Origin of the sequence: Marivirga lumbricoides (genome assembly GCF_014636295.1) — a bacterium.
Classification (GTDB): Bacteria; Bacteroidota; Bacteroidia; order Cytophagales; family Cyclobacteriaceae; genus Marivirga; species Marivirga lumbricoides.
This window is the reverse complement of the sequence record NZ_BMEC01000049.1, coordinates 1-1176: the sequence shown is the minus strand read 5'-3', so window position 1 is coordinate 1176 and position 1176 is coordinate 1. Positions and strand designations below refer to the sequence as shown.

The window sequence follows — 1176 nt, the reverse complement described above, 5'->3', positions numbered from 1 at the left end:
GTTTTTGGCAATTGCGAAGGACTGTTTGATCAATTTATTGACTACAGCGATGATGGCCAAATTATGACTTTTACCTTTGGTTCTAAGTCTATCATATAGATTTTGACATGTCGAATTACATTTAATAGCTGCGACAGCAGCCATGTAAAGTGTTTTGCGAACCCTTGACATCCCCATTTTGCATATTCTGGTTTTTCCTTTAACACTGGTGCCCGATTGGTAGTGCCTCGGGGCTAAACCGAAGAAAGACGTAACCTGTTTGCAATTATCAAAACTGAGGAATCCGTTTGTACTTACAATCATCATATAAGCGCTCTTTTTGCCGATACCTGGAATACTTTGCAACTGATCAGCCATTTTAGGGTAATGAGGACTGAACTAGCTCTTCAATACGTCTTTCAATCTTTTTAATGTTCTCATTCAGTTCATTGATTTGGTTCTTCATCTGTTTTTCTAATCCTTTGACCACAGTACCTCTGGCTTTGAAGGCATGTAATTGACTGGATAGAGCTCTTGTATGTTTCATAAGCAGGTCGAGATGTGTATCTAATTGTCTAATATCTAATAATACTTCAGAAGGAGCCTTCCATATCTCCGGCTTCTGCTCTTTGGCATAAAAAGCAATTAAATAAGCATCTTTTTTGTCTGTTTTGGCTCTCGACATTTTCATTTGGGTATATCTTTTAATGACCAAAGGGTTTACAACCGATACATCAAGATTGTTCTCCTCCAAAAATAGAGCGAAGCGCAAATGGTAAGGTCCGGTGGCCTCAATGCAAACCAGTTCTACTGGATTATTACTGATAGCTCTTAGAAAGAGATTAAAGCCTTTTACATCATTACTGAATTGCTTTTGAAAGATAACATTATCCTCTTCAATAGCGGTTGCATCAAAAAAATCCTTTGAAGTGTCAATTCCTACAATCATCTTTTTAACTTTGTTAAGTTGGAAAATTGTTAGCAACTTACTTATCTCTTATCAATCGTAAAAACAGGCTTTTTGCCTAATGAACTGTTCAAGGTTAAGTAAGCAAAGAGAAGGGACTTGCATTGCGATGGATCTATTATGATCAATGACGAGTAATAGTCTTGTTCCCTCTCTTTTGCTAACTTTAATAACCAAATATAATTCTCATTTTGAACCTATTCAATTATAGGGGCTAACTTACGATGACG

2 protein-coding genes are annotated in these 1176 nt (G+C 36.6%); both read right to left on the bottom strand.

Translation table 11 applies throughout. The annotated features are described in order from the left end of the window. The coding region (locus IEV85_RS25295) for a transposase (protein WP_425562916.1) at window positions 1-357 on the bottom strand (357 nt) is incomplete at its 3' end. 1 nt (window position 358) lies between these two features. Then, complete coding sequence (locus tag IEV85_RS25010; RefSeq protein ID WP_229712737.1) at window positions 359-928, bottom strand: IS110 family transposase; 570 nt, start codon at window positions 926-928, stop codon at window positions 359-361. Window positions 929-1176: the final 248 nt, after the last annotated feature.